The sequence below is a fragment of the Bibersteinia trehalosi USDA-ARS-USMARC-188 genome, from assembly GCF_000521725.1.
GTDB classification, from domain to species: Bacteria; Pseudomonadota; Gammaproteobacteria; order Enterobacterales; family Pasteurellaceae; genus Bibersteinia; species Bibersteinia trehalosi.
The window spans coordinates 2,246,605-2,265,633 of sequence record NZ_CP006954.1; the positions used below are offsets into that span (position 1 = coordinate 2,246,605).

Annotated in this window: 26 protein-coding genes; 17 read left to right on the forward strand and 9 right to left on the reverse strand. The window is 42.3% G+C overall.

Going from position 1 to position 19,029, the window contains the following annotated elements; translation table 11 throughout:
• Positions 1 to 44: 44 nt before the first annotated feature.
• From F542_RS10235 to F542_RS10245, 3 genes are read right to left on the reverse strand one after another with little or no spacing between them, the layout of a single operon-like run.
• Entirely contained in the window at positions 45 to 968 is a 924-nt protein-coding gene (locus F542_RS10235; RefSeq protein ID WP_015431570.1) for a phosphatidate cytidylyltransferase, read from the reverse strand.
• A 4-nt stretch (positions 969 to 972) separates the two neighbouring features.
• The gene (locus F542_RS10240; RefSeq protein ID WP_025267474.1) at positions 973 to 1,590 is read right to left on the reverse strand and encodes a lysophospholipid acyltransferase family protein; all 618 of its coding nucleotides are present in this window, start codon (positions 1,588 to 1,590) and stop codon (positions 973 to 975) included.
• 10 nt (positions 1,591 to 1,600) lie between these two features.
• Positions 1,601 to 2,263 (reverse strand): CDP-alcohol phosphatidyltransferase family protein, encoded by a 663-nt coding sequence (locus F542_RS10245; RefSeq protein WP_042365815.1) that lies wholly within the window; start codon positions 2,261 to 2,263, stop codon positions 1,601 to 1,603.
• A gap of 173 nt (positions 2,264 to 2,436) precedes the next feature.
• Between F542_RS10245 and F542_RS10250 the strand changes: the two genes are divergently transcribed.
• Positions 2,437 to 2,685, forward strand: coding sequence for a putative quinol monooxygenase (locus tag F542_RS10250; RefSeq protein ID WP_081601350.1), 249 nt, complete (start codon positions 2,437 to 2,439; stop codon positions 2,683 to 2,685).
• Between the two features lie 54 nt (positions 2,686 to 2,739).
• Here F542_RS10250 and F542_RS10255 read toward each other — a convergent pair whose 3' ends face one another.
• A complete protein-coding gene (locus tag F542_RS10255) occupies positions 2,740 to 3,621 on the reverse strand; it encodes a LysR family transcriptional regulator (protein WP_015431566.1) in 882 nt (293 codons plus the stop codon).
• Positions 3,622 to 3,747: 126 nt separating this feature from the next.
• On the opposite strand from F542_RS10255, the gene F542_RS10260 reads away from it, so the two are divergent.
• On the forward strand, positions 3,748 to 4,833 hold the full coding sequence (locus F542_RS10260; RefSeq protein ID WP_015431565.1) for an alpha/beta hydrolase: 1,086 nt from the start codon (positions 3,748 to 3,750) through the stop codon (positions 4,831 to 4,833).
• 133 nt (positions 4,834 to 4,966) lie between these two features.
• Positions 4,967 to 5,389: a cyclophilin-like fold protein gene (locus F542_RS10265; protein ID WP_038445830.1), complete on the forward strand. Its 423-nt coding sequence runs from the start codon at positions 4,967 to 4,969 to the stop codon at positions 5,387 to 5,389.
• Between the two features lie 9 nt (positions 5,390 to 5,398).
• Here F542_RS10265 and F542_RS10270 read toward each other — a convergent pair whose 3' ends face one another.
• Positions 5,399 to 6,286, reverse strand: a complete 888-nt coding sequence (locus tag F542_RS10270) for a LysR family transcriptional regulator (RefSeq protein WP_015431563.1) — start codon at positions 6,284 to 6,286, stop codon at positions 5,399 to 5,401.
• 245 nt (positions 6,287 to 6,531) lie between these two features.
• Here F542_RS10270 and F542_RS11180 point away from each other — a divergent pair, with 245 nt between their 5' ends.
• From F542_RS11180 to F542_RS10815, 3 genes are read left to right on the forward strand one after another with little or no spacing between them, the layout of a single operon-like run.
• Complete coding sequence (locus F542_RS11180; RefSeq protein WP_015431562.1) at positions 6,532 to 6,666, forward strand: hypothetical protein; 135 nt, start codon at positions 6,532 to 6,534, stop codon at positions 6,664 to 6,666.
• Positions 6,663 to 7,034 (forward strand): NAD(P)H-dependent oxidoreductase, encoded by a 372-nt coding sequence (locus F542_RS10275; RefSeq protein WP_015431561.1) that lies wholly within the window; start codon positions 6,663 to 6,665, stop codon positions 7,032 to 7,034. Before F542_RS11180 ends, F542_RS10275 begins: the two co-directional genes overlap by 4 nt.
• Before the next feature lie 33 nt (positions 7,035 to 7,067).
• Positions 7,068 to 7,229 carry a YciI family protein gene (locus tag F542_RS10815; protein ID WP_015431560.1) on the forward strand — a complete coding sequence of 54 codons (162 nt, stop codon included), beginning with the start codon at positions 7,068 to 7,070 and terminating at the stop codon, positions 7,227 to 7,229.
• 102 nt (positions 7,230 to 7,331) lie between these two features.
• Here F542_RS10815 and F542_RS10280 read toward each other — a convergent pair whose 3' ends face one another.
• A complete protein-coding gene (locus tag F542_RS10280; protein ID WP_015431559.1) occupies positions 7,332 to 8,219 on the reverse strand; it encodes a LysR family transcriptional regulator in 888 nt (295 codons plus the stop codon).
• A gap of 150 nt (positions 8,220 to 8,369) precedes the next feature.
• Between F542_RS10280 and F542_RS10285 the strand changes: the two genes are divergently transcribed.
• The 5 genes from F542_RS10285 to F542_RS10305 all read left to right on the forward strand — a co-directional run bounded on the left by F542_RS10285 (position 8,370) and on the right by F542_RS10305 (position 11,444).
• Positions 8,370 to 8,813 carry a nuclear transport factor 2 family protein gene (locus tag F542_RS10285; RefSeq protein WP_015431558.1) on the forward strand — a complete coding sequence of 148 codons (444 nt, stop codon included), beginning with the start codon at positions 8,370 to 8,372 and terminating at the stop codon, positions 8,811 to 8,813.
• Between the two features lie 13 nt (positions 8,814 to 8,826).
• The gene (locus F542_RS10290; RefSeq protein WP_015431557.1) at positions 8,827 to 9,027 is read left to right on the forward strand and encodes a tautomerase family protein; all 201 of its coding nucleotides are present in this window, start codon (positions 8,827 to 8,829) and stop codon (positions 9,025 to 9,027) included.
• Between the two features lies 1 nt (position 9,028).
• On the forward strand, positions 9,029 to 9,655 hold the full coding sequence (locus tag F542_RS10295) for a DsbA family protein (protein ID WP_025267476.1): 627 nt from the start codon (positions 9,029 to 9,031) through the stop codon (positions 9,653 to 9,655).
• Between the two features lie 100 nt (positions 9,656 to 9,755).
• Entirely contained in the window at positions 9,756 to 10,928 is a 1,173-nt protein-coding gene (locus F542_RS10300) for a multidrug effflux MFS transporter (protein WP_025267477.1), read from the forward strand.
• Positions 10,929 to 11,048: 120 nt separating this feature from the next.
• On the forward strand, positions 11,049 to 11,444 hold the full coding sequence (locus F542_RS10305) for a DoxX family protein (protein WP_025267478.1): 396 nt from the start codon (positions 11,049 to 11,051) through the stop codon (positions 11,442 to 11,444).
• A 67-nt stretch (positions 11,445 to 11,511) separates the two neighbouring features.
• Here F542_RS10305 and F542_RS10310 read toward each other — a convergent pair whose 3' ends face one another.
• Complete coding sequence (locus tag F542_RS10310) at positions 11,512 to 12,432, reverse strand: LysR family transcriptional regulator (RefSeq protein ID WP_025267479.1); 921 nt, start codon at positions 12,430 to 12,432, stop codon at positions 11,512 to 11,514.
• 106 nt (positions 12,433 to 12,538) lie between these two features.
• Here F542_RS10310 and F542_RS10315 point away from each other — a divergent pair, with 106 nt between their 5' ends.
• Entirely contained in the window at positions 12,539 to 13,528 is a 990-nt protein-coding gene (locus tag F542_RS10315; protein WP_025267480.1) for a zinc-dependent alcohol dehydrogenase family protein, read from the forward strand.
• 66 nt (positions 13,529 to 13,594) lie between these two features.
• Here F542_RS10315 and F542_RS10320 read toward each other — a convergent pair whose 3' ends face one another.
• Positions 13,595 to 14,149 carry a TetR/AcrR family transcriptional regulator gene (locus F542_RS10320; RefSeq protein WP_025267481.1) on the reverse strand — a complete coding sequence of 185 codons (555 nt, stop codon included), beginning with the start codon at positions 14,147 to 14,149 and terminating at the stop codon, positions 13,595 to 13,597.
• Positions 14,150 to 14,298: 149 nt separating this feature from the next.
• On the opposite strand from F542_RS10320, the gene F542_RS10820 reads away from it, so the two are divergent.
• The 5 genes from F542_RS10820 (at position 14,299) to F542_RS10345 (ending at position 18,421) form a co-directional block, all read left to right on the forward strand.
• The gene (locus tag F542_RS10820; RefSeq protein WP_025267482.1) at positions 14,299 to 15,126 is read left to right on the forward strand and encodes a carotenoid biosynthesis protein; all 828 of its coding nucleotides are present in this window, start codon (positions 14,299 to 14,301) and stop codon (positions 15,124 to 15,126) included.
• 195 nt (positions 15,127 to 15,321) lie between these two features.
• A complete protein-coding gene (locus F542_RS10980) occupies positions 15,322 to 15,720 on the forward strand; it encodes a tetratricopeptide repeat protein (protein ID WP_042365749.1) in 399 nt (132 codons plus the stop codon).
• A 13-nt stretch (positions 15,721 to 15,733) separates the two neighbouring features.
• Positions 15,734 to 17,074, forward strand: coding sequence for an SEL1-like repeat protein (locus F542_RS10335; RefSeq protein WP_025267484.1), 1,341 nt, complete (start codon positions 15,734 to 15,736; stop codon positions 17,072 to 17,074).
• A gap of 62 nt (positions 17,075 to 17,136) precedes the next feature.
• Positions 17,137 to 17,427 carry a DUF3861 domain-containing protein gene (locus F542_RS10340; protein WP_025267485.1) on the forward strand — a complete coding sequence of 97 codons (291 nt, stop codon included), beginning with the start codon at positions 17,137 to 17,139 and terminating at the stop codon, positions 17,425 to 17,427.
• A 31-nt stretch (positions 17,428 to 17,458) separates the two neighbouring features.
• Entirely contained in the window at positions 17,459 to 18,421 is a 963-nt protein-coding gene (locus tag F542_RS10345; protein ID WP_025267486.1) for a carboxylesterase family protein, read from the forward strand.
• 45 nt (positions 18,422 to 18,466) lie between these two features.
• Here F542_RS10345 and F542_RS10350 read toward each other — a convergent pair whose 3' ends face one another.
• Positions 18,467 to 18,868: an ACT domain-containing protein gene (locus F542_RS10350; protein WP_025267487.1), complete on the reverse strand. Its 402-nt coding sequence runs from the start codon at positions 18,866 to 18,868 to the stop codon at positions 18,467 to 18,469.
• Between the last annotated feature and the right edge of the window lie 161 nt (positions 18,869 to 19,029).

Consider the following 19,029-nt stretch of genomic DNA (forward strand, 5'->3'; position numbering starts at 1 on the left):
GATCTAAAACAGCTTTTTAATTAATGCATCGTGCCAAATCTCAGTTACGCCCAATAGTAGCGAACAATATGGAAGAACACGGGGGCTGAGAAGCAGATAGAATCTACACGGTCTAACATTCCGCCATGACCTTTAATCATTCTCCCCCAATCTTTTACCCCGTAATCACGTTTGATTGCCGACATCACTAAGCCACCGAAAAAGCCCATTAAACAAATCACAAAGCCAATCACACCAGCCTCTAAGGTAGAAAATGGTGTAATAGGAGTCAGTAACATCGCAATTAACGTTGCCGTTAAAATCCCTCCTACGGTGCCAGCAACGGTTTTAGACGGCGATAGGCTCGGCATAATTTTGCGTTTGCCAATTAATTTGCCCCAAATGTATTGCAACACATCGCTTAATTGCACAATCGCAATCAGAAAGATCAATAGCTGAATATTTTGTGCCTTTTCTAAGCCTTTTACCTCTAAGGTCAATAATGCAGGAACGTGAGAAATACAGAAAATGCTGATCATCGCTGCCCATTGGATTTTTGCCGAACGCCCTAAAAAATGCTCGGTTTTGCCAGTGAGACTGCCGACGATAGGCAATAGTAAAAAGCCGTAAACAGGGATAAAAATCGAGAACATGCCATACCATTCTGTCCACACAAAATAGTATTGCAGCGGTAGCAACAGATAAAAACAGACGACCAGTGCGTAATAGTCATGCCTGTCTTGATAGGCAAGGGTCATAAACTCACGCAAGCCGGCGAATGAGATCAGGAAGAAGAGTAAAATCGTGCCGTTTTGCCCAAATGCAAAGGCAAAAACCAACACAAACAGCATGATCCACCACGCATAAATACGGGCATTTAGGTTCTCAATGGTGCTGGTATTGCCTTTTTTCTGTTTAAGTACAAAACCGATAGCTGAAGCTAGCAGTAAAACAGCGAAAAAGGTCAGGAAAATTGTGCTAATCGTCATCTGATTACTCCTTATTCTGCGGGGAAAGGGCAAATAGGGCTTGGCGTGAGCGCTCGATAAAATCGGCTTTTTCTTCTCCGTCTTGTAGTGAAATCGGCTCGCCAAAGCGAGCTTGGCACATGAGTGGAATCGGTAAAATTGCCCCTTTGGGTAGAACTTGTTTCATATTATCAATCCAAACCGGCACAAATTGAATGTTTGGCTGTTGCTTGGCAAGATGATAAATACCGCTTTTAAACGGTTGCAAAGGCTCTTCACCTAAATTCCGTGTCCCTTCTGGGAAAATAATCAGATTTTCACCTTTACTAATGGCATTGCTCATTGTTTCAATCGCCTGTTGTGGATTCTCGCTGTTACGATCCACCAAAAGCACATTAAACACCGAATTTGCGATAAAACGGCGGATTCGCCCTTGCTGCCAATAATCCGCCCCTGCAACTGGTCGGGTACACAGACGTAAATTCTGCGGCAGTGAAATCCAGACTAAAATGAAATCGCCGTGGCTGTGGTGATTCGCATAATAGACGGTTGGCATTGGGTTTTCTGGCAACCGTTGTGGGCGAACGCCAGTAATAAAAGCCGTGAAAAAACAGATGATATGGTCAATAAATTTTGCAAGCAAGATTTTCATTTTATTGCTCCAAGCGGTTCAGTTCGGTAGAAATTGCCATTGTGCGAACATAGCAAGTGTATGCGGTGCCGACAGTCATTACAATTAAGGTCGCAGAAAGTAGATAAGTCGTTGAATTAAAAATGCTTTCTACTGCTGTGAGCAGACAGCCTATGGTGAGGGTTGCCATTCGTTGTTGCTTTGCCATCGGTCCTTGAAAACGCTGAGGCAAGCCTACACTGCCGCCAAATACCCGAATGTAAGCCGTTAAAGCGGCAAGCAATGCAGCCAGCCAACCTAACCATGGAAAAGGTGTGGCATAACCTAATGCGATTAAAAACAGACTATCCGCCACACGGTCAGGAAACTCATTAAAAATGGCACCGTTAGCGGTTTTCTTTCCGCCTTCCACTGCCACCATACCATCAAATAAATTACACAATAGGCGAAGTTGCACCATTACGGCACAAAAAACGAGTGCAGAAATAGATTGACTGAAAAATAATACGACAGCACCCAATAAGGCAAACACCATACTCAAGCAGGAAATTTGGTTTGGGGTCGGGAATGCGCGTTTCGCCAACCAAGTAGCAAAACGGGATAATAGTGGATTATCACGAGAGCTAAGTGGGCGGCGGTTTTCCACTGTTTGTTCAACTCTGTTTTCAACATTTTCTGACATCATTTTTCCTTGATTAAAATTTAACAAGCGATTTGATTCTAGCAAAAATTTGCAAAATTTCAGCAAAAAATGACCGCTTGTAAAATAGATATTTTTCGTAGGATTATTTGCCATTTAATTGCTGGATTAAAAAGGCGATTAATACCTGAATCCGCTAAGCAATTGTGTTAGATGAAATGCAACAATCTCTTGCCAAAGAGCAGGGCGTGTTAGCAATGTATGCGGTAACCCTCAAAGATCAGCCGAACGAATGGCGTTTTTTTGAAATCTACGCCGATGAAAACGCCTATTCAGACCACCGAGCCAGCGAGCATTTTCAACACTATCTTTCCGCCACTTCTGAAATGGTTAGTGAGAAAAAGCTTATCAGCTTGCAAGGCGGTACTTTGATGAACAAAGGCGGAATGCAGTTTGTGGCGGAGTAAAAACAACACAAGCGGTCTGGTTTTGCAGAAAATTTGCAAAAGTTGACCGCTTGTTTAGGTCACTTTTAATGAATCTATGACCACTCGTAATGCAGGGGATACATTGCGGTGCGGATAGTAAAGATATAGCGCAGGTAACGATTGGCAATGCTCTGAAAATAGCGTGATTAAACTGCCATTTGCTACTTCATTTTCCACTAACATTTCAGGCAGATAAGCAATGCCTAGTCCCTGTAATGTGGCTGTTTTTATCGCAAAATCATCATTAAAAATCCATTGGCAAGGCGGTGTAATTTTGATGGTTTCACCCTTTTGCTGAAATTCCCACGCATATAATTGCCCATTAGTGAGGCGATAGCCTAAACCTTGATATTGCGTTAAATCGCTTAATGTTTTGGGAAAACCGTGTTGAGCCAAATAATCAGGGCGAGCAACTAAGACCATTTTCATCGGATCGCTAATTTTTACCGCAATCATTCCCTCGCCTACATCACTGCCTAATCGTACCCCCGCATCAAAGCCCTCTGCAATAATATCCACAAAATGATTTTCTGAAATCAGTTCTAGCTGAATATCAGGGTATTGTTGGCGAAAATGAGCCAGTTTCGGGAGCAAAATCTGCTCCACCACTTGCAAGCCTGCATTGATTCGCACTAAGCCACTCGGTGCATTGCGATAGTGAGCGAGCAAATCTAATTCGTGATTGAGCTTAGCAAAACTCTGTTCTGCAGTTCGGAAAAGCTGTTCTCCTGCGTGAGTGAGCGAAACTTGTCTTGTCGTCCGTATAAACAGCTGTAAACCTAAACGCTCTTCCAACAAACGAATGGTTTTGCTTAATGCTGGCGGAGATACTCCTAATTTCATTGCAGCACGGCTAAAATTTTTTTCCTGTGCCACAGTAAGGAAAGTATATAAATCGTTGTAATTTTCTCGCATAAAACCCTCTCATTAGTAACCGTAGGTTAATAGTTTATCAACTTTTCAGCGTATTATCATTTTATTCTTAACTTCTATAATAGCCGTCCGTAAACAGTGACTTATTTTCTTTTTTAGGAGTTTTAGATGAAATTAAAAAAATTGACCACCGCATTGATTTTAGGCTCAACAGTATTTGGAGGAATCGCTATGGCAAATCAATCTGCAACCGTTATTGAAGTCCCGGCTCAAACTATTCAACTCACCCAAGAATGGGATAAAGTCTTTCCAAAATCCGATAAAGTGGAACATCGCAAAGTCACCTTTAAAAACCGTTTTGGTATTACCTTAGCCGCTGATGTGTATATGCCGAAAAATGCCACAGGCAAATTACCTGCGATTGCCGTTGCTGGCGCATTTGGCGCAGTAAAAGAACAGATTTCAGGTTTATATGCACAAACCCTTGCTGAACGTGGTTTTATTACTGTGGCGTTTGACCCTTCTTATACTGGTGAAAGTTCAGGCTTACCACGCAATATGCCAAGCCCAGATATTAACACCGAAGATTTTTCTGCCGCAGTGGATTTCTTAGGCACATTGGATAATGTAGATCGTGAAAAAATCGGTGCATTGGGAATTTGTGGTTGGGGCGGTTTTGTGCTAAACGCTGCGATTAACGACCCCCGTATTAAAGCGGTGGCAACGAGTACAATGTATGATATGACTCGTGTGTCGGCAAAAGGCTACAACGATAGCATTGATGCGGAAGGACGCTACAAAATGCGTCAAGAGATCAATGCAGGGCGTTGGAAAGCGATGAAAAATGACTATGCGGATTTATTACCAGCGAATAATTTACGCTTTGAACAGATTACGGCGGATACCCCACTCTTTATCAAAGAATATGGCGATTACTATGCGACAAGTCGAGGCTTCCACTCTCGTGCGGCAAACTCAAATCCCGACGGTTCTTGGGCGACGACAGGCTTTTTAGGCTTAATCAATTTACCGATTTTGCAATATGCCAATGAGCTACGTACTCCTGCGTTAATCGTGCACGGCGAAAATGCGCACAGCCGTTATTTCTCCGAAGATGCGTTTAAAGCATTAGGTAGCCAAGATAAAGAGCTTTATATTGTAAAAGGTGCGACTCACGTGGATCTTTACGATGATAAAGCAGGCAAAATTCCTTACGATAAATTTGAAGCATTCTTCAAAGCAAAATTGAATTGAACGCAACTGAATACCGCTGATCCCAATATACAAAAAGCGATCTGCGTGCATTATTACTATCACTGTCGTTAAACAGAAACAAGCGGTCTATTTTTGGTAAAATTTTGCAAAAAACAGACCGCTTGGAGTGTATATGAAAAAAGTATTATTGGGGCTTTTCGCCTTTTCTTCTTCAATTTGGGCAAATCAAACGATGAACATTTTAATCCAAACCGATAATCCGAATAGCGTGATTAAAGCGACTCTTGCCGATAACGATACCGCAAGGGATTTTTACCGCTCGCTACCGTTAGAAATTCGCTTAGAAAATTATGCAGGTGTAGAGAAAATTGGTTACGATTTACCGAAACTTTCCACCAAAAATTCCCCCAAAGGCTACGCAGGGCAAGCAGGCGATCTCACTTATTACGCCCCTTGGGGAAATCTAGCCATCTTTACCGAAAACTCTCACGTCGGTTATGCCAATGGGCTAATTTATGTTGGTAAAATCACGCAAGGCCTAGCGGAATTAAAAGCCTTGCCGGATAACGCAAAGGTGCGGATTACGGCGGAATAACTGCTAAAATCAGACCTTCAACGCTTCAATCAATGCTTTTAATAATGGTGAGGGGTGGCGATTAGGATAGTATAGATAGTAAGGGGGATAACTGATCGCCCAATCATCTAATATAGAGACCAGCTCTCCATTGGCAAGATAATGCCCAACTGCTGAACGCTCAATCCAAACAATGCCTAAACCGTCTAAGCACGCGTTAATCGCTGTATAGGGATCGTTTACAATAATTCCGCCTTGTTGTACCCACACTGTTTTTTCGTGATTATCAGGCGAGATAAATTCCCAATTTAATAATCCGCCTAAGGTCGGTAAACGAAAGCGAATGCCTTTATGAGCGGTTAAATCTGATGGCTGGTGTGGTACTCCGTTTTCTGCTAAATAAGCTGGGGAAGCTACGCAACACATAGTATTAGGCTCGGAAATTTTTATCGCAACCACATCATTATTCAGCACATCACCTGTGCGAATCCCCGCATCAAAACGCTCTTTGATAATATCCACAAACCGCATATCTACTGATAATTCCAGCGTCATATTCGGATTTTGTTTGCAAAACTGGCTGAATTTTTCTCGCAATGCCGTGTTGATTGCATGCGGCGTGCCAGTAATGCGCAAAGTCCCTCGCAGTTGATTTTGACTACTCAACACTTCACTCATTTTCTGATCGATCTCTTGGAATAACGGTGCAACTTGCTGAAACAATTGCTCACCAATATCCGTTGTTGCCACACGGCGAGTAGAACGATGAAATAGCCGTGTACCGAATTGGCGTTCTAATTGGCTAATACTTTGGCTCACCGCCGAGCGAGAAACGCCGAGCTGAGCGGCGGCTTTGGTAAAACTTTCTGTTTCAGCAACAAGCAAAAAGGTGCGTAAGTCTTGATGATTTTCAAACATAAATAAACCTATTGGTTAGAATTTCTAACCACTGTATCTTGAAATCACTCTCTTATCAATCTAATTAAAACCATCACTCAATGTAACCGTGATTGAAGCTTTTCGGCAGAAATAAGTTGATTATTAGGTTAAAACTTATTATCAATTTGTTATTACTCATCTTATCATTGTAAATCCTATCGTTATAATGTTCGTCATCTCAACGCATAAGGATTATTTCAGGACACCCGAATTTAAAAAACTCGGTGGCAACAGCTACGATTATGGAAGAATTAGCAACCTTGCTACCACAAGCAGAAATCCGTAAATTAGACGAGCTGCATCAGCATTATGAATTTGATATCAAGCAGAGCAAAAAGCGATTGAACAAGCCGATGTGATTGTTTGGCAAGTGCCGTTTTATTGGTATGCGATGCCAGCATTGATGAAAAAATGGCTAGATGATGTGTTTCATCACGGTTTTGCTCACAGCTCAACCGCCAAAATCGGGGGCAAAAAATTGCTGGTTTCCATTACCACAGGTGCACCTGCGGAGCTTTACCAAAAAGAGGGCTTTTTTCAGCACGAAATGAGTGAATATCTGGTTGGATTTGAAACCACTGCGCCCCTTTGCCAATTAGATTATCAAGGGGCAATGTGGCTCAATGGCGTCAGTTATGTCGGACGTGATGAAGCCAAAACCCAACAACAGCAAGCAGCTGCTCGCCAATATGCTCGCCAGCTTGCCGAAAAAATTCAATCACTTTAAGGAGCTCGCTATTTTGAACAAGGTAATTTTTTGATGTTAGGCCCTTACCTCGATCAAGCACATGCGGGTGTCATTATTGCACAGGCGGAAAGCCGTGAAGCGTTAGATAAAATCCTTGCCGAAGATATCTATTTTCCTAATTTAGCGGATTATGAAGTGCGTGAGTTTAAAGATGCAATGAGCAAACTCAGTTAGCCAATTTCACCCCATTAGTGTAAAATTGCATTGATGAAAAGCCCTAAAATTAACAGTGATAACAATGTGTTAATTTTAGGGCTATTTTTATAGAGTATGTAATTACCAATTCTTCCCTTGAATGCTTTCTACCAAAAAATCTAAAAATGCCCGCACACTTAATGGTAAACGATGACGAGAAGGATAAAGCGCATAAAGCTGATAAACAGGCAATGTCCACTCACTTAAAACAACTTTAAGTCGCTGCTCTGCTAAATGCTGATTTAAAAGATATTTTGGCAACATCGCAATGCCATTGCCTGCCAAAACCGCATTTAACAAAGCATGAGTATCATTAGTAATAAAGGGGCTGGTCAGTTCAATAATCGTTTCTTGATGAGCTTGATAAAATCTCCACGCTTTGCGATTGATATTCGTATGAGATAGAAAGCGGAATTGATTCAGTTCACAAGGTGAATGCGGTTCACCTTGTGCAAGATAATCAGGGCTTGCCACCAACAGTGAATGGCATTCGCCTAAATGGCGAGCGATAAGGTTAGGATCTGGGGTATTCGTAAAGCGAATGGCTAAATCAATCCGTTCTTCCACTAAATCTACCGCTTTATCAGAAAGATGAAGCTGAATATGTAATTTAGGGTGCTGTGCCATAAATTGTTGCACAATCTGCAATAATTCTGTGCTACCAAACATCGGCTCTGCGGCAATACGCAATGTACCAATTAACTCCCCCGATCTCGCCGAAGAGGATTGCTCAATCTCTTCTGCCAAATGGGCAATTTTTTGACAATAGACGAGTGCTTGTTCCCCTGCTTCGGTAAGGGATACTTTACGAGTCGTACGTTGTAGCAGGCGAGCATTAAACCACTCCTCCAACAATGCTACCGCACGGCTAACCATCGGTTTGGAAAGCTCCAATCGTTCTGCTGTGGCAGTAAAACTACCTGTTTCGGCAATCGTGAGAAAAATGTTAATTGCTTGTATTCTATCCATCTTCTATTTTGTTTCAATTTTTGAAACAATTATATTCAAAAAACGCTATTTTTCCCATTTTTTATTTCACTATAATGCCCTTATCAAGTCGTTTGGTGGGCAAAGTTGCTTACCAAACTAAAATAGAACCACTCTCAAAAGGAAATAAAAATGAAAAAATTACTGTTAACCGCAACTGCGCTTTTAACTTCTTTCTCTGCAATGGCGGCAACCACGCCTGAGCAAAACAAGCAAAATGTATTGGCGTTTTATGAAATGGCGTTTAATCAGCACAAAGTGAAAGAAGCTACCGAGAAATACATTGGCGCTGAATACTTACAGCATAACCCGACAGTTGCCGATGGGGGGCAAGCTTTTATTGATGCTTTTGAGCCTTTCTTAAAAGCTCACCCAAAATCAAAAGCGGAAATTAAACGTGTTGTCGCTGATGGTGATTTGGTGATGTTGCACGTACATAGCACAATGGACGAAAACGACCGTGGTGAAGCCGTTGTGGACATTTTCCGTTTAGATGAAAACGGTAAAATCGTTGAGCATTGGGACGTAATCCAAGCCGTGCCTGAAAAAACCGAAAGTGGTCGTTCAATGTTTTAATTAGGAGTACAAAATGCCTTACGTTAATTTAAAAATTTCTACCCCAGAACCAAGCGAAGCACAACTTCGTCAAGTAGTTGAAGAATTTACCGACACAGTCGCTCGTGTGTTAAATAAAAATCCAGCGGACGTAATGGTTTACATTGATATTACCCCACCAACCGCATTAGGTTTTGGCGGAAAAACGCTACAAGATATTCGAGATGGAAAATAGTATGAAACTGCTCTATCTCTTCGATCCACTCTGCGGCTGGTGCTACGGCAGTTCGCCTGCGGTGCGTAAATTAGCGGAACAATTTGAGCTGTCGGCATTTGCCACCGGTTTATTTGCCGATAGCGGTCGTCAAATGAATGCCGCATTTGCCCAACACGCTTGGACGAACGACCAACGCATCGCCCAGCTCACCGGTCAGCCGTTTAGCGAAACTTATCGTCAGCAAATTTTGCAGGGCTGTGGCGAGTTCAATTCCCGAGCGTTGAGCAACGCTTGTTTCGCCCTATTGGAGCAAGGCAGTGAAACGATGTTGAATGTGCTTGCCGAGTTGCAAAAAGCCCGTTATGTAGAAGGAAAAGACACCAGCGAAAACGAAGTTGTCCGCCAAATTCTGCAAAATCTGGGACAAAGTGCGGTGGCGGAAACCTTTGATTTAGCCGAAAATCAGGCAAAAACCACCGATTGGATCGCACAAGCTCAAGCGATTGCTGCTCAATTCGGCGTGCAAGGCGTACCGTGTTTGTTTGCTGAAACCGAGCAAGGTTGGGTCAATGTGCCAAGCCAGTTGCTCTACCAAAATGCAGAAAATGCGGTGGAAAATCTGAAAAATTGGTTATATCAGTTATAAAAATTATGTACAAGCGGTGAATTTCTCAGGGAATTTTGCAAAAAATCCAGTGAAATTGACCGCTTGTTTATCTATTTATTCAAGGAGTTCAAGCAACACAATGACTCATAGCAATTCTAAACTCTTTTTGGTTTTACTGCTTGGCGTACTCTCGGCATTCGGGCCTTTTGTGGTGGATCTTTATTTACCTGCCCTACCACAACTTGCCGAGTTTTTTCATACCAGCACATCAATGACCCAACTCACGCTAACCACAGCAATGATCGGCTTAGCGGTAGGGCAACTCTTATTAGGCCCGATTAGTGATAAATTTGGGCGGAAAAAACCGCTGATTCTATCGCTACTAATCTACATTATCAGCACCATCGCTATTATGTTTTCACCTAATATAGAAACGATGATTATATTGCGAGTGGTCCAAGGCTTATCTTCTGCGGGAAGTGTGGTGATTTCTCGAGCGGTCGCCACCGACTTATATCGTGGGCGAGAAATGACTCGCTTTTTTGGCTTACTCATGACGATTAACGGACTTGCCCCTATCATTTCACCGATATTAGGCAGCTTGTTGTTAGAATACATTAACTGGCAAGGCATTTTTGCATTTCTTACCTTTATTGGTGTCGCGGTTACGTTATTCAGCTTACGCTTGAAAGAGAGCCTAGCATTAGAAAATCGCTTACAAGGCTCGGTTATTTCCGTGTTTGGCTCATTTCGCAAAATCATCAAAAACCGTGTATTTATGCAATTTGTTGGCATAGAAACCTTTCTATTTGGTGCAATGTTTGCCTATATTGCCGCCTCACCTTTTATCTTACAAAGTGTTTATAGTTTATCTGCATTCGCATTTAGCCTCTGCTTCGGTGCAAATGGCACAGCATTAGTGCTTGGCTCAAATTTTGGCAGCAGACTTGCTAACCGTATCGCACTGAAATGGGGAGTACTTGGTTTCTGTTTCGCTGTCGTTTATACCGCTGCAATGTTGCTAATTCAACCACACTGGCTTTTAGTTGAGCTTGGTTTTTTCTTTACGCTGCTCATGATGGGTTTACCATTGCCCGCTATTTCATCACTGGCAATGGAAAGTGAACGAGAATATGCTGGTGCAGCTTCGGCACTACTTGGCTTTGCCCCATTTTTTCTGGGAGGCATTGTTTCACCATTAGTCGGTATTGGCGATATATTCTATGCCAGTGCGATAGTGATGCTGCTCTGTGCCATCATTGGATTTTGGTTATATTGGTCTGTGAAAGATCAAATTAAAAATGAGACATAAGAGAAAGATCTAGTGCAAGCATTGTTTCAATATATAAAACAATCTTATTCATAAATTGCTATTTTTCCCGATTTTTATTTCACTATAATGCACAAAATCAATTATCCATAAGGAATTAACATGACTTTTTTACAAAAATTACAACCTCAAATTTTAGCATTCGTTCGCATTTTAACTGGCTATGCCTTTTTACTACACGGCACAGCGAAATTCTTTGAATTTCCATTTTCAATGACAAATGGCAATGGTTCAGTGCAATTGATGTCTATTTTCGGTTTAGCTGGGATCTTAGAATTAGTGGGTGGTGTACTGATTATTTTGGGTTTATTCACCCGAGTAACTGCTTTTATTTTATCTGGACAAATGGCTGTCGCCTATTTTATGTTCCACTTCTCCTTCTTACCATTAACCAACGGTGGCGAACCTGCAATGTTATTTAGCTTAGTCTTTTTAATGCTTGCTGCATTTGGTGGCGGAGCGTGGAGCTTGGATAATCGCTTTACCCAAAATAAATAAAAAACATTTTCAAAAGACCGTTTGCGATTTGCAAGCGGTCTTTTTTTGCCCCAAATTTACCAAATCATCATCGTTGCCAGCTTTTTCCCTGCGCGAATTTTTCGCCTAAAAAATCCATCACTGCTTGCACATTGGCGGAACGATAGCTACTTTGTGGGGTTAAAAAAGCGATATAAATCTCTTCTAAATCACTGGAAATGGACATATCAGGCAATATCGGGACAAGTTTACCTGCTTGGATCTCATCGGCGACTGCCCAATCTGGCATCATCAGCAAGCCACCACCTTTAATCGCCATTTCAATCAAACTCGGGGCATTGTTGCTGACAAAATAAGGTTTCGCCTCTTTCACAACCCCTTGCTCACCAAATCGCCAGTGTAAAATACCGAATTGTCCACGATAAAACAGACCACGATAATGGGGCAAATCGTCAATCGTACAAGGCGTACCATATTTGGCTAAGAAATCAGGCGAGGCAACCAGATAATGTTTCTGCTTGGCGATGATTTTCATTTTGAGGTTACTGTCCGCAAGGCTTGCAATGCGAATAATCAAATCTACATTTTGACTATACGGATCAACAAAATCATCGGATTGAGTAAGATGAATTTCTAATTTAGGGTAGCGATCTTGCAAGGCACACAAATGCGGTACGATCTGCTTTTGCCCGAAAAATGTCGGGACGTTAATGCTTACTATGCCCGCTGGTTCTTGATTAGCTTGCTGTAATTCATCAGAGAGTAATTGATATTGATTTAACAGCGTTTGAGCGTGCTGAGCAAAACGCTCGCCTGCTTGAGTCAAAATCATTGAGCGAGTATTGCGATAAAACAGCGTTTGCCCAAAATCATCTTCTAACTGTTTGATTTGCCGAGAAATCACCGAACTTGCCACATCATAATGGCGAGCGACTTCGGAAAAATTTTTTTCTTTGGCAACCGCAAGAAAAATCTCTAAAGCGTGAAAAGTGGTATTTTTACGGTTCATTTGTGTGTTTTATGCAAAGGTGTTTTGTGATTGATGTTATTTTAGCATGTTTAAATTCCCGTTAAAATTGCGTTGTTTTATGAATATCACCTTTTAAGGAAACAGAATGAGCAAACAGATCCAATTTACCCAAACAGGCACACCTGATGTTTTACATATTGTTGATGTACAAACATCTGCACCAAAAACAGACGAAGTGCAAATTCAAATGCAAGTGTTAGGCTTAAACCGTGCAGAAGCAATGTATCGCTCTGGTGCTTATGTGATTGAGCCTGTTTTTCCTGCCACAATGGGGTATGAAGGAGCTGGCGTGGTAACGGCGGTGGGCGACAATGTCAGTGAATTTTCGGTTGGCGATAAAGTGAGCGTGATTCCTTCTTTTATGTTTACCGAATACGGCACTTACGGCGAAATCGTGAATATGCCAAAACACGCTGCGGTTAAACACCCTGATAATCTTTCAATGGCACAAGCAGCGGCAAGCTGGATGGCGTTTATTACCGCCTACGGTGGGTTAATTGAATTTGGTAAAGTGAAAGCTGGCGATTTTGTAGTATTGGGTGCAGCGACAAGTTCAGTCGGCTTAGCCGCTATTCAAATTGCTAAAATGCAGGGAGCAACCGTGATTGCCCTGTCTCGCACTCATGCCAAAGGCGATATTTTACTGGAAAAAGGAGCGGACTTCGTGCTTGCCACCAAAGAAGATGATATCACCGCTAAACTGCTTGAAATCACCAACGGTAAAGGCGTGAATATGGTGTTTGATCCTGTGGGCGGAAAAGAAGCGGCTGCTATCATCAATGCAATGGCACAAGATGGCAACTATATTATCTATGGTGCATTGAGCCATGATGATATTGCTGTGCCTGTTTTCCCAATTTTGGGCAAACATTTAACCGTGCGTGGCTATGAGCTGTTTGAAATAACTACCGTACCTGAAAAACTCGCACAAGCGAAACAATTCGTCTTTGAGGGCTTAGCAAGCGGTCAGTTAAAGCCTGAAATTGACAAAATCTTTGCCTTTGAAGAGATGGTGCAAGCTCACGAGTATATGGAAAGTAATGCACAAATGGGGAAAATTTTAGTAAAAATCTAACGTTTAAACCAAATACCGCTTGGATTTAACGCCAAGCGGTGTTTTTGTGTGGAAATTTTGCAAAATTCAAGCCGTCTGCACCGCCTTGATGATCTCGCCTAATTCCGCCCACACTTGGCGAATGGGAACGGGCAAATCCTGTTTAAAATAATATTGCCAAGTATGTAGCATTAAATGAGCGACCATTTCGCCTTGATAATCCAAATCTTTTTGGGGGAGATGGCGTTGTTGTGTGGCGATGTAATTGTTTTTAATCATTAAAAACATATCGTCCCACAGATGATGCCGTTTGGTTTTAATCGTCCAAAGTGCCAAAATCACTCGGCGTTTTTCATAAAATTTGGGCAAAAGTATCTCAATAAATTCATTTAAATTATCAAGATTTACTCTTTCATCAATCAAATCGGTATATTCGGCTTTCAGTTCACTAATCATCGCCCCTGCCAAATCGCTTTTGCCTGAATAATATTTGTAAAAAGTATTTCTATTGACCAAAGCTCTATCCAAAATCTCTTGCACGGCGATGTTTTCATAGGTTTTTTCTTGTAGCAATTCCACAAAAGCGGTGCGAATGACCTTATGCGTTTTTTGTACTCGCAAATCTTGTTTTTCAGACGGCATAACGATTTTGCTCCAATTTATCTATTTAATAGTACAGATTTTAAAATTTGTCATCTTATTGTAGCAGTTTTGGGCAATTTTGACCGTTTTTATTGTGTAATTTCTCTCTTAAAATAAACACATACCACTTTTATTGAAGAGAAATTAAAATGACACAAAAACAATCACTTCACCTAAATATCGGCAGATGGATATTAATCGGCATTATGTTTGTACTCACTGCCTACTTGTATTTTGCCCCTGAAATGCAAGCACCGCTCGGGCCGCTGTTTGCGATGATGATAGCCGTATTTGCTTTTTGGCACGGTTTTGAGCGTTTTGGCGTCAAAAACATGCTGATTTTCTTTTTTATTACTTGGATTATCAGCCATTTTTTTGAGTCGCTTAGTATTTCCACAGGTTTTCCGTTTGGCTATTATCACTACGAAAAATTGCCCGGTCCAAGAATTGCCAATGTGCCATTGATGATTATGCCTGCCTATTTTGCAATGGGTTATACCTCTTATATTCTCGGACAGGTCTTAACAGGGCAATATGGCAAAAAACTTCAAGGAATTCAGATGATTATCACTCCATTGATTGCTACCTTTATTATGGTAATGTGGGATTTGGTGATGGATCCGTTGGCGGCAACCATTAACCAATCTTGGATATGGAAAGAAAATGGGGCTTATTTTGGCGTGCCATTGTCTAATTTTGCTGGTTGGTTTTTTGTGGTGTATCTGTTTATGCAGCTTTTTTCACTCTATCTTGCCAAATGTGATAACGAACTGAAAACCTACAACAAAGCGTTTTGGCTGGAAGCGGTTGCGGTATATGGCATTAAAGGTTTGTCGTTTATCATTCCTGCTTTTGTGCTGGAAACACACACCGAAATCAATGGCTCAATGGCATTGGTAACGGTATTTACAATGATGTTTGTAACCTTGCTTTGTGCCATTCATATTCTGACAATGCCTCATCGTCTTAACGATTAGCCGTTATGGATAAATAAAACCCACCGCTTGTTTTGAGTTAAACATCAGACAAGCGGTGTTTTTTATTGGCAAACTTTTCAGGCAGCCCCAAAAAACTTAATTTGTAATTCATTCTCATTTTTGCTAAAATGGGCGTTATTTTAGCCGATTGTCATAATAAAAAAGTCCTTTATTTTCCTATTCTTATTACTAAATTTGACCGCTTGCCAAACACCCCAATCCGCCAAGCACTCGCCTGACAAAGCCGAATTTGACAAAGCCGTCTCTTTATACCAAGCCCAAGATTATCAAACCGCCAAACCCTTGTTTGAACAAAGCACCCATATGAAAGCCAAGCGTTATTTGGGCTTGATGTATCTAAACGGTGAGAGCGTGGCAAAAGACGAAATCAAAGCCTTTGACTATTTTAAACAGGCAAGCGAACAAGGCGACATCACTTCGCAATATTGGCTTGGGTTTTGTTATGAAAATGGCATTGGTACACCAAAGGACTTAAATCAAGCAATGAGTTGGTATCAAAAATCCGCCCAAAGGGGCGACCACATCAGCCAGCCTGCGATAGATGCCCTAAAACGCCTAAACACTCAACCTTAATTTTGGAATTTTTATGAAAAAACTTCTCTTAACCACCGCACTTTTGGCAAGTTTGACCGCTTGCCAAACGCCTGTTTCTAAGTCCCCCGTTTCCCAAGCACAAACAACCGCCCAAGCCAGCATTTGGGATAGAGAATTGTATGGCGGCGCAGACAAATCCTACGACAGCGAGCTTTTGGCACAGCGAGAAATGCTGGCAGCAAAATTTACCCAACTAGAATTTCAAGACCTCAAAACAGGCAAAACACTTGCCTATAATCTTTACATTCCCAAAAATCTTGACCCAAGCAAAAAATACCCACTGGTATTGTTTATGGCGGACGCCAGCACCGCAGGCAAAGGCTTAAAAGCCCCGTTAATGCAGGGCTGGGGTGGCATTATTTGGGCGACGGACGAAAGTCAGTCCAAAAATCCCGCTTTTGTGCTGGTGCCGGCATTCAGCGAAAAAGCGGTTTATGACGACTGGACCACCCGCCCCGAGGTGGCGATGACGCTGGATTTGGTCAAACAAACGCTTGATGATTACCCCATTGACCGCAATCGGGTTTACACCACAGGTCAGTCTATGGGCGGTATGATTTCCTTTTATTTCAACAGCATCGAGCCGGATTTGTTTACCGCTTCGTATTTTGTCGGCTCAAAGTGGGACATCAACGTTTTAAAACCGCTGGAAAAAAACAAATGGATTTTCACCCTTGCCGACGGCGATTTGGGGGCGGTCAAAACCCACGGCGAATTAACCGCCATGCTTAAAGCCGACAAGGTGGCGTTTGAACAGCTCAATTTGTCGGCAAAACTGCCCCAAAGCGAGCAAAACGCCAAAGTGTCGGCACTGCTTGCCAAAGGCAGCACGATTAATATCGTTTATTTTGACAAAGGCACGGTTCTGCCCGAGGGCAACACGATGACCAAAGGCGGCGAGCATATGTATTCGTTTGATTATGCCTACAAACTTGCCCCTGCCCGTGAATGGCTGTTAATGCAGGACAAGGGGGCGAAAGGGGTAATCACCGCCGATAAAATGCAGGCAAAACAACTGCTTGATCAAGCCGTTGCCCTGTATAACCAAAAAGACTACACGCAGGCGATGCAGGCCTTTATCCGAGCCGATGACGCGGGGCATATCAAAGCCAAACGCTATATCGGTCTGATGTATTTAAACGGTCAGGGCGTGGCAAAAGACGAACGCAAAGCCTTTGATAATTTCAAACAGGCAGGCGAACAGGGCGACATTACGTCGCAATACTGGCTGGGCTATTGCTATGAAAACGGTATCGGCACGGCAAAAGCGTTAAATCAAGCGTCAAGCGATTGTGTGGTACAAAAAATCCGCACAAAGAGGCGATCATGTTAGTCAGCCGGCGATGGACGCTTTAAAAAGATTAAAAGTCAGCCCTTAATATAAGGAGAAGCAGTATGAAAAAACACCAATACCGCATTACGGTGGATTATCTTGCCGACCGCGACGGCAGCCCCGTTGAAGCCCCGCCGTTGGTATTTGAAGCCCCTAACCACGACAATCTGTTTGAGCTTTTGGAAAAAGTCAGGCAAACGCACCCCGACATCAGCGAGCAGGATTTAAGCCGTTTTCTGATCGGCTTGAAACTGTTTAGCGAAGTATGCTTGGAAAATCGTGATAACGCATTTTTTAGTCAATTTTCCCCCTACGTCAAAGACATCATGATGACAGTAAAGGGCAAAAAATAATTTTACTCCATCAACTTTGGAAAAATATGTTATGAAGAAACTCATCTTTACAACCGCTTTTTTAGCATTTTTAACCGCCTGCCAAGCCCCTGCTTCCCAGAGTGCAGGTCAAGCCCAAGGCGAAAACCCTGCTTGGGATTCCCAATACGGCGGGGCGGACAAATCCTACGACACCGAACTGCTGGCACAGCGAGAAGAATTAGCAAGCCGTTTTCAAGTGTTTGAATACACCGACAAAAACGGCGTGAAAATCAGCTATAACCTGTACACCCCTCAAAACCTTGACCCCAACAAAAAATACCCGCTGGTCATGTTTATCGCCGATGCCTCCACCTCGGGCAAAGGTGCCAAAGCCCCGTTAATGCAGGGCTGGGGCGGGATTATCTGGGCGACGGACGAAAATCAGGCGAAAAATCCTGCCTTCGTGCTGGTGCCCGCCTACGAAAAAGGGGCGGTGAACGACAGTTGGGAGACTTCCGAGCAAGTGAAAGTTACCGCCAATCTGGTGCGTGAGGTGATGGCGAAATACCCCGTTGATAACAAACGAGTTTACGCCACAGGTCAGTCTATGGGCGGTATGATTTCGTTTTATCTGAACAGCACCGAGCCCGATTTGTTTACCGCCTCGATGTTTGTCGGAAGTCAATGGGACATCAATGTGTTAAAACCACTAACAAATGCCAAGTTTATTTACACTGTTTCCGCTGCTGACCCAAAAGCCTCTATCGGAATGAAAGAAGTGATGGGTTTAATGCAGCAAAATAGCGTACCGATTGCTGAAACTGAATTTTCTGCTTTGTTGCCAAAAGATGCGCAAAATCAGAAAGTTGCTGAAATTTTAACACAAGGTAAACCCGCCAACTTTATCCGCTTTACACCTAACACCGTTGTGCCAAAAGGCGTAACCCACAAAGGGGGCGAGCATATGTATTCGTTTGATTATGCTTATCAATTAGATGCCGCTCGAGAATGGCTATTATCGCAAAGTAAATAATGCGAATAGTGAAGGCACCGCTTAAATAAATTCAAGCGGTGTTTTTTATGATAATTTTTGCAAATTTCTCAACGTTTGCATTGCTAATTCCGCTTTTTCATAAGGCACAAAAATATGATCGTGATAATTCCCTGCGACCACATTGCAACTAATCCCCACATTACCTAACGCTGTGGCAAAAGCCGCAGTTAGTCCCACTGCGGCAAGATCAGAATGTACGGTCAAACTAATCCACGCACATTTAAACTGAGCTTGTAAACCGTATTCCGCCACCGTCTCTTCATTTATCACAACCGATAGCCCCTCTTCTTCACGAATCGTTGCAATGATTTTTGCAAGTGGTAAATCATCGTCCTGATTGAGTGTGGCAAAATAATAAACCCCATCATTTAATTTTGGGGTCATTGTGCGTAAAAGTTCGTTTAAATTACTGATCGCTTGGGACATCTCATACTCCGAAAACAAAAGCGCAATAATATGCTATTTTGATATATTGAGCAAAACATACTTTTACCCAACCTTTGCAAATTTTGCAAAACTGTTTCCCAATTGCATCTATTTTTCTCATCAATCTTATTCCTTAAAATACGCCTATTACACATCAGATA